Annotated in this window: 5 protein-coding genes; 2 read left to right on the top strand and 3 right to left on the bottom strand. The window is 66.7% G+C overall.

All coding sequences use genetic code 11. The features are described from left to right. A partial coding sequence (gatB, locus tag ACOJTB_RS06465; protein WP_420101700.1) for an Asp-tRNA(Asn)/Glu-tRNA(Gln) amidotransferase subunit GatB occupies positions 1-1,343 on the bottom strand: 1,343 nt, incomplete at its 3' end. Between the two features lie 440 nt (positions 1,344-1,783). On the opposite strand from gatB, the gene ACOJTB_RS06460 reads away from it, so the two are divergent. Beyond that, positions 1,784-2,932, top strand: a complete 1,149-nt coding sequence (locus ACOJTB_RS06460) for an efflux RND transporter periplasmic adaptor subunit (protein WP_420101699.1) — start codon at positions 1,784-1,786, stop codon at positions 2,930-2,932. A 222-nt stretch (positions 2,933-3,154) separates the two neighbouring features. Then, a complete protein-coding gene (locus tag ACOJTB_RS06455) occupies positions 3,155-6,358 on the top strand; it encodes an efflux RND transporter permease subunit (RefSeq protein ID WP_420101698.1) in 3,204 nt (1,067 codons plus the stop codon). A gap of 313 nt (positions 6,359-6,671) precedes the next feature. Here ACOJTB_RS06455 and ACOJTB_RS06450 read toward each other — a convergent pair whose 3' ends face one another. Then, on the bottom strand, positions 6,672-7,892 hold the full coding sequence (locus ACOJTB_RS06450) for an HlyD family secretion protein (protein ID WP_420101697.1): 1,221 nt from the start codon (positions 7,890-7,892) through the stop codon (positions 6,672-6,674). Next, positions 7,885-8,565 (bottom strand): hypothetical protein, encoded by a 681-nt coding sequence (locus tag ACOJTB_RS06445; protein ID WP_420101696.1) that lies wholly within the window; start codon positions 8,563-8,565, stop codon positions 7,885-7,887. Before ACOJTB_RS06445 ends, ACOJTB_RS06450 begins: the two co-directional genes overlap by 8 nt. Between the last annotated feature and the right edge of the window lie 79 nt (positions 8,566-8,644).

The following is an 8,644-nucleotide window of genomic DNA, read 5'->3' as shown; positions in this document are numbered from 1 at the left end:
TTGGCGGCGATCAGCTCGTCCACCGCCTTCTCGATCGCGCCGGTGTCGGTGACCTGCTTCATGCCGCGGCTCTCGACGATCTCGCGCGGGTCGCCGCCTTCGGTCCAGAGGATCTCGAACAGGTCCTTGGCGATGCGGCCGGAAATGACGTTCTCGCCGATGAGATCGACGAGGCCGCCGAGCTGGGCGGCGGAGACCGGCGAGGCCGTGACGTCCTTGCCCTCCTTGTTAAGGCGCCCGAACAGCTCGTTGATGACCCAGTTGGCGGCGGCCTTGCCGTCCCTGCCCTTCGCCACGGCCTCGAAATAATCGGCCTGCTCGCGCTCGGCGACGAGGACCGAGGCGTCATAAGGCGAGAGGCCGTATTCGGCGATGAAGCGGGCCTTCTTGGCGTCCGGCAGTTCCGGCAGATGCGATTTCAGCGCGGCGACGAAGGCGTCGTCGAATTCCAGCGGCAGCAGGTCCGGATCGGGGAAGTAGCGGTAGTCATGCGCCTCTTCTTTGGAGCGCATCGAGCGGGTCTCGCCCTTGCCGGGGTCGTAGAGGCGGGTTTCCTGGTCGATCGTGCCGCCATCCTCGAGGATGCCGATCTGGCGGCGCGCCTCGGTCTCGACCGCCTGGCCGATGAAGCGGATCGAGTTGACGTTCTTGATCTCGCAGCGCGTGCCGAGCCCGTCGCCCGGCTTGCGCACGGAGACGTTGACGTCGGCGCGCAGATTGCCCTTCTCCATGTCGCCGTCGCAGGTGCCGAGATAGCGCAGGATGGTGCGCAGCTTCGAGACATAGGCCTTGGCCTCGTCGGCGGAGCGCAGATCCGGCTTGGAGACGATCTCCATCAGAGCCACGCCCGAGCGGTTGAGATCGACGAAGCTCATGGTCGGGTGCTGGTCGTGGATCGACTTGCCGGCATCCTGCTCCAGATGCAGCCGCTCGATGCCGACGGTGATCTGCTCGGTCGGCGAGAGATCGACCACGATCTCGCCCTCGCCCACGATCGGGCTCTTGTACTGGGTGATCTGGTAGCCCTGCGGCAAGTCCGGATAGAAGTAGTTCTTCCGGTCGAAGACCGAGCGGTTGTTGATTTGCGCGTTGAGGCCGAGGCCCGTGCGGACCGCCTGCTTGACGCATTCGGCGTTGATCACCGGCAGCATGCCCGGCATCGCCGCATCGACGAGGCTGACATGGGCGTTGGGCTCGGCGCCGAAGCCGGTCGAGGCGCCGGAGAACAGCTTGGCGTTGGAGGTAACCTGAGCATGGATTTCCATGCCGATCACCACTTCCCAATCCCCGGTCGCGCCCTTGATCAGCTTCTTGGGGTCGGCGGGGCGGACATGCGCGTTCATACGAGACTCTTCCGGCGTTAAAACGTGCCTATGCGTTACGATGTCGGCGCGAAGGCGGCAAGTGTGGGAGGCTCGCCGGCGACAAAAGCGCCGGCAATCTGCGAGCCCTCGTCCTGAGTAGCGATCCGCAGGGTCGCGTATCGAAGGATGCTGCAGGAGGATGCCGAGCGACCAGGAGCACCCTTCGAGACGCGGCGTGCCGTTGCTCCTCAGGATGAGGGCTGAGTGGGCCTTCGCGGCAGTTCCCTGCCTCCCGCCCGGTCACGATCCGTTGCGCTCCTGCAACCGGATGGCGGGAATGTTGCTAGAATGCGGCCAGATCAGGCCCGATGAGGAGTGATGGATCTTGACATTCGTCAGTCCTCACCCCTTCTAACGCCCATGATGGCGGAGGATAGCGTCGCATGATGCCACCTGCCGTGCAATCCGGAGTTCTCTTCATGTCACGCAGCCGCCTTTTCGGCCTGGTGCTCACCGCGGCGTCGACGGTCCTCATCGCGCAGGAGGCTTCCGCCCAAGGCGCGCCTCCGGCCCCGCCGGTCCAGGTCTCGAACCCGCTCGCCAAGCGCGTCGCCAATTGGGACGAGTTTACCGGGCGCTTCGAGGCCAGCGACCAGGTCGAGGTTCGGGCGCGCGTCTCCGGCTTCATCGAGAAGGTGCATTTCCGCGACGGCGCGATGGTCCAGAAGGGCGACCTGCTCTTCACCATCGACCAGCGGCCCTACAAGCTGGCGGTGGATGTGGCCAAAGCCGATGTGGCGCGCGCCAAGGCGCAGGTCGAGCTCTCCCAGAACGAGGTCGAGCGCGCCGAGGGGCTGACGCAGAACCGCACCATCACGGCCCGCGACGTCGATCAGCGCCGGGCCAATCTCAACAGCGCGATCGGCAGCCAGCAGGGCGCGGAAGCCAATCTGAAGAACGCCGAGCTCAATCTGGAATGGACCGAGGTGCGCGCGCCGATCGCGGGGCGCATCTCCAACCGCCGCGTCGATGCCGGCAATCTGATCGCGGGCGGCCAGTCCGGCGCGACGCTGCTGACGACCATCGTAGCGACGGACCCGATCTATTTCACCTTCGACGTCTCGGAGGCCGATTATCTGCGCTATGCGCGCGGCAGCAATGTCCGCGACACGGCCAGCCGCGATTCCGGAACGCCGGTCGAGGTGAAGCTGTCGGACGAGACCAAATGGGAGCGCAAGGGCAAGGTCGACTTCCTCGACAACGCCCTCAACGCGCGCTCGGCGACCATTCGCGGCCGCGCCGTCTTCGCGAACAAGGACCAGTTCCTGACGCCGGGCGTGTTCGGACGGCTTCGCTTCTTCGCCGGCGAGGCCGACGCGCTGCTGATCCCCGACACCGCGATCTCCGCCGATCAGGCCAACAAGATCGTCCTGACCGTGGGGCCGGAGAATAAGGTGGTGCCCAAGACCATCGTGCTCGGGCCGCTGAGCGACGGGCTGCGTGTGGTGCGCTCGGGCCTGACGCCCGACGACAAGGTCATCGTCGGCGGCAACGCCAATCCGATGGTGCGCCCCGGCGTGCCGGTCACGCCGCAGCCCGGCGAGATCAAGGTCGCGACGACCAACTGACGCGCCGAGGAGCGCGGGCAGCGCCCGTTCAAGGAGCTCGCCGTCATTCCGGATCAGCCGCCAAGCGGCGCCGATCCGGCAGCCATCGAAGGACGCCGCGCCCGACGATGGCTCCCGGGACAAGCCCGGGATGACGACGCACCCTGAATGGGCCGCAGCGCGCTCCGATCGCCTTTCGAACCACGGGCCTTGCGCCCGCCTTTTCCGGACAGGACCCTTTCCATGTTCCGCTTCGCCCATTTCTTCATCGACCGGCCGATCTTCGCCACCGTTCTGTCGGTGCTGCTGACGATCGCGGGGGCGGTCGTGATGCGCACGCTGCCGATCGCGGAATATCCCGAGATCGCGCCGCCCACCGTCTCGATCACCGCGACCTACCCCGGCGCCTCGGCCGAGACGGTCGCCGCCACGGTGGCGACGCCGATCGAGCAGGAGGTGAACGGCGTCGACGACATGCTCTACATCTCGTCGCAATCGACGGGCGACGGCATCGTCACCATCAATGTCGTGTTCAAGGCCGGCGTCGATGTCGACCAGGCGCAGGTTCTGGTGCAGAACCGCGTCTCCTCGGCTGAGCCGCGCCTGCCGCAGGCGGTGCGCCAGATCGGCGTGCAGGTCCGCAAGGCCTCGCCGGACGTGCTGATGTTCATCCAGATGATCTCGCCGGACGGCTCGCGCAGCCAGCAATACGTCTCCAACTACGCGACGCTCTATGTGAAGGACTCGCTGACCCGCGTGGACGGCGTCGGCAACGTCATGGTCTTCGGCGCACGCGACTATTCGATGCGCGTCTGGCTCGATCCGGCGAAGGTCGCCGCCCGCAACCTCACGGCGGGCGATGTCGTCGCAGCATTGCAGGCGGCGAACGTCCAGGTCGCGGCCGGCGCCATCAACCAGCCGCCGGCGAAGTCGCAGGAGGCGTTCCAGCTCTCGGTGCAGACCCTCGGGCGCCTGACCGATGTCGCCGAATTCGAGAACATCGTCGTGCGCTCGGATGCCGATGGCAGCACGATCCGCGTGCGCGACATCGCCCGCGTCGAGCTCGGCGCGCAGGACTACACCACCAACAACTATCTCGATAACCGCGAGGCGGTTGCGATCGGCGTGTTCCAGCGCCCGGGCTCCAACGCCCTTCGCACGTCGGACGCGCTGGTCGCCGAGATGAAGTCCATGGCGGCGAGCTTCCCCTCCGGCGTCGACTACCGCATCATCTACAATCCCACCGAGTTCATCGCCCAGTCGGTCGATGCCGTGGTGCATACGCTGTTCGAGGCGGTGCTGCTGGTGGTGATCGTGGTGATCCTGTTCCTGCAGACCTGGCGGGCGGCGCTCATCCCGATCGTGGCGATCCCGGTGTCGCTGATCGGCACCTTCCTGATCATGGCCGCCGTCGGCATCTCCTTCAATACGATCTCGCTGCTGGCGCTGGTGCTCGCCATCGGCATCGTGGTCGATGACGCGATCGTCGTGGTCGAGAATGTCGAGCGCTATCTGGCGCAGGGGCTGAGCCCGCGCGAGGCCGCGCACAAGACGATGGACGAGGTCGGCGGCGCGCTGATCGCGATCGCGCTGGTGCTGTGCGCCGTCTTCCTGCCGACCGCCTTCATCAGCGGCCTGCAGGGCACGTTCTACCAGCAGTTCGCGGTCACCATCGCGGCCTCGACGGCGATCTCCTGCTTCGTCTCGCTGACGCTCTCGCCGGCGATGTCGGCGGTGCTGCTGAAGCCGCACGCCCAGCACGATCCGAATGCGAAGCACGGGCTGGCCTACAAGCTCGGCGCGCCTCTGCGCTGGTTCTTTCACTATTTCAACGCCGGTTTCGACTGGCTTTCACGCACCTATGGGCGCGTGACCTCGCGGCTGATCCGGCTCTCGGCGATCCTGCTGCTGGTCTATGGCGGGCTGATCGCGGCAACCGTCTGGGACATCCGCAAGACGCCGACCGGCCTCGTGCCGCAGCTCGACCGCGGCTATTTCATCCTCGTGTTCCAGCTGCCCCCGGGCTCCTCGCTCGCTCGGACGGATGCGGTCGTACGCAAGGCTGCGGATCTCGCCCTCTCGCGGCCCGGCGTCGAGCATGCGGTCGCCTTCGCCGGCCTCGACGGCGCGACCTTCACCATCGCGCCCAATGCGGGCGTGATTTTCGTCACGCTCGGCAATTTCGAGGAGCGGGCCAAGAAGGGACTGAGCTATCAGGGCATCCTCAACGATCTGCGCGGGCAGATGTTCGCCAATATCACTGACGCCTTCCCGATCGTGATCGAGCCGCCGGCGATCTCCGGCATCGGCAATGGCGGCGGCCTCAAGGGCTACGTGCAGGATCGCGGCGGGCGCGGGCTCGCGGCACTGGAAGGCGCGACCTGGATGGTGGCGGGCGCCGCCGGCCAGATCGAGGGCATCGCCCAGCCCTTCACCCTGTTCTCGACCAAGACGCCGCAGATCTATGCCGATATCGACCGCACCAAGGCGGAGATGCTCGGCGTGCCGATCACCCGCATTTTCGAGACGCTCTCGGTCTATATGGGCTCGGCCTATATCAACGACTTCAACCTGCTGGGCCGGACCTATCGCGTCACCGCGCAGGCGGACAATCCGTTCCGCCTGACGACCCGCGACGTCGCCAATCTCAAGACCCGCAACGCGGATGGCGAGATGGTGCCGATCGGCTCGGTCGCGTCCTTCCACGACACGACCGGCGCCTATCGCGTGCCGCGCTACAACCTGTATCCCGCGGCCGAGGTGCAGCTGTCGATGAAGCACGGCTATTCGACCGGCCAGGGCATCGCTGCGGTCGAGGCGCTGACGCAGAAGGTGCTGCCGCCCGGGTTCGGTTTCGAATGGACCGAGATCGCGCTGCAGGAGAAGCTGGCAGGGAACACGGCGATCGTCGCCTTCGGGCTGGCGGTGGTGTTCGTGTTCCTGCTGCTGGCGGCGCTCTATGAAAGCTGGCTGCTGCCGCTCTCGGTGATCCTGATCGTGCCGATGTGCATCTTCGCGGCGATGATCGGGGTGAACTTCGCCGGGCTCGACCGCAACATCCTCGTCGATATCGGCCTGGTGGTGCTCGTCGGCCTCGCCGCCAAGAATGCGATCCTGATCGTCGAATTCGCCAAGCAGGCGGAGGAGGAGGGCATGCACCGGCGAGACGCCGCCATCGCCGCCGCCAAGACCCGCCTGCGGCCGATCCTGATGACCTCGATGGCCTTCATCCTCGGCGTGCTGCCGCTGACGATCTCGATCGGCGCCGGCGCCGAGATGCGCAAGGCGATGGGCATCGCGGTGTTCTCCGGCATGCTGGGCGTGACCGTCTTCGGCCTGATCTTCACGCCAGTGTTCTATGTCGTGGTGCGCTGGCTGGCCGATCTGCGCGGTTCCAAGCGCCGGGCCGAGGGTACGCCGCCCGTGCAGCCGACCGGCGCGCATTGAGGACGGCGGCTTCGGCCGAAGGCTGACGACGCGAACGCATGAAGGCCGCGATCCTCGCGGCCTTCATGCTGTCGAGACTTACGCTCGAGCACCGGGGCGGCAACGTCACTGCGAGCGGAGCGAAGGCATCCAGGGAACAGGTGCGACCCTCGCCCACCCGCTTGGATGGCTTCGTCGCTCCGTTTCTCGCAAGGACGGTTCGGTCAGGACGGACAGCACACTCGGTTCAGCGTGGCCCTGCCGGACGCGCGATGAACTCAGGGAAAGCCGCCGAATGCGGGCAGGGCTTGCCTCGTTACGGCTCCCCCGCCGCTCAATGCCCGCTCAGCACCAGCGTCTTGATCGGCGCCAGAGCGGCCTGGATGCGCAGGATCGCGGCATGGACGACGCCTGTGGCATCGACCGCGTGCAGGGCGAAGCGGCCGAGCGCCGAAAGCTTGCCCGAGACGATCTCGTCATGGTGGTTCGAATAGGCGTTGGCCGAGCAGTTGGAGCCCGGGATCAGCCCCTCGAACCCGCCCTCATAGAGCGGCTCCATGAAGACCAGCACCGAGCCGACGCGGATCGACTGCGAGAGATCGACCAGCTGGTCAGTGGTGCGGAACTGGCCGGTCGCGACGAAATCCTGCACATCCGTCACGACAACCGGGATGATCGTCCAGGGCTTGGACAGGCAGGTGACCTCGCCGATCATGCCGACCGTCAGCGAGGGCGCCTCGATCTGGGTGAAGGCGGCCTGGATCGCGCGGCGGCCGGCATCGACCGGGATCAGAATACCGGCCGGGCGCATGAACGGATTGACGAGATCGCCGACGCGCAGGGCGAACTGCTCGATATGGCCGGCGACGCCGGCCCTGATGACCGTCTTGCCGAGTTCGACCTGCGCCTGCGCCAGAGCGGCCTCGGCGCTCGCCTTCGCGGCGGGGAGTTGCACCGCGATGCGCGCCTGCGCCGTCTCCTGCTGGGCGATGGCGGCCGCGAGCCCTGCCTGGGCGGCGGCGGCGGTGTTCTCGAGCCGCTCCAGCTCACGGTTTGAGACGACATTGTCGTTGCGGCGCTTGAGCTCCTGCTTGGTCTGGAGCTCGTCCAGCGCCTGCTGGTTGTTGGCACGCGCCTCGCGGATGCGGGCCTCGCTAGTCTGGAGATCGACGCGGGCGACCGCCATTTCGGCTTCGGCCTCGGCGATCTTGGCACGGGCCGCGGTGACGGCAGCCTCCTGTGTCGCGCTGTCCAGCCGCAGCAGCGGCGCGCCGGCCTCGACCTTCTGGCCGATGCGGACATAGACCTCCGCGACACGCCCTCCGACCTCGGGAACGATCGGCACGGTGCGGAAGGAGAGCGTCGCGATCTGCGTCGCCGGATGGAAGTAGAACACAACCGTCAGCAGCATCACCGTCAGCATGAGGCAGGTGACGATGCCCCAGCGCAGCTCGAACCAGACCGAATAGAGCGTGATGCGCTTGCCCTGGCCGTAGCGGCGGAACAGGTAGTCGGGCAGCAGCGTGACCAGCGAGCAGAGCAGGACCTCAAGCATGGCTCGCGCCTCCCTGGGCAGCGGCTTCGGCCGGCAACGTGGCGGCTGCCGCCGGCGGCGGCGCGGTGGCGATCGGCGCGGCGGGCTCCGGCGCCTGCTCTTCCTCCGGCTCAGGCGGGATGCCCGCGATCTTTTCCAGCGCTCCCGCCATGCGGCGCAGCGGCGTCCAGACATCGGGGATCTCGATCAAGGCGAGCAGCAGCCCGATGACCCAGAAGATGTGCATATGGGTGAAAAGGGCGAGCAGGCCGAGCACGGCCACAATCTCGAACTGCAGCTTGTGGGTGCGATGCGCCATCCGCTCTGGCAGGGTGTGCAGATGCAGGAAGAGCAGGCCCACGGCCAACACCGCGCCGATCAGCAAGGCGCAGCAGATCAGGAAGAGGGTGTCGGTCTCGCCCGGCGCGCTGACGAAACTGGGCAGATGCTGGGTCGCCAGCGGATGAAGCGGTGTCGTCACGGAGCCCCCCGGCCAATCGCGCGCGGCTGGCATGGCAGGGCGCCCTTCGCCGCTCTCGACCGCCGCGATCTGCCCGGTTTGAGCGAAGCTGTCAAACGGCTCTTGCCGCAACGGCACCAGCCCAAAAAAGAAGGTTGCATCGAACTCCTTATTGCAACCTAAAGTCGTCGCGCTATCATCGCTTTCGCACCGGAAGGTGCGGCCCGGTGCCACCGGTCAGGCAGGCTTATCCCCGTGATCCTTGCTTCGCCCATCCTGAACGATGCGGCGAGACGGCGTGTCCACGCGCCGT

The organism is Allobosea sp. (assembly GCF_048595345.1).
Taxonomy (GTDB): Bacteria; Pseudomonadota; Alphaproteobacteria; order Rhizobiales; family Beijerinckiaceae; genus Allobosea.
The sequence above is the reverse complement of the archived record's forward strand: the minus strand, read 5'-3'. Positions and strand labels throughout refer to the sequence as shown.

Excerpts from the sequence above, each read along its gene's own strand:
- ACOJTB_RS06450 (WP_420101697.1), bottom strand. The coding sequence starts at position 7,892 with ATGCTTGAGGTCCTGCTCTGCTCGCTGGTCACGCTGCTGCCCGACTAC.
- ACOJTB_RS06460 (WP_420101699.1), top strand. The coding sequence starts at position 1,784 with ATGTCACGCAGCCGCCTTTTCGGCCTGGTGCTCACCGCGGCGTCGACG.
- ACOJTB_RS06455 (WP_420101698.1), top strand. The coding sequence starts at position 3,155 with ATGTTCCGCTTCGCCCATTTCTTCATCGACCGGCCGATCTTCGCCACC.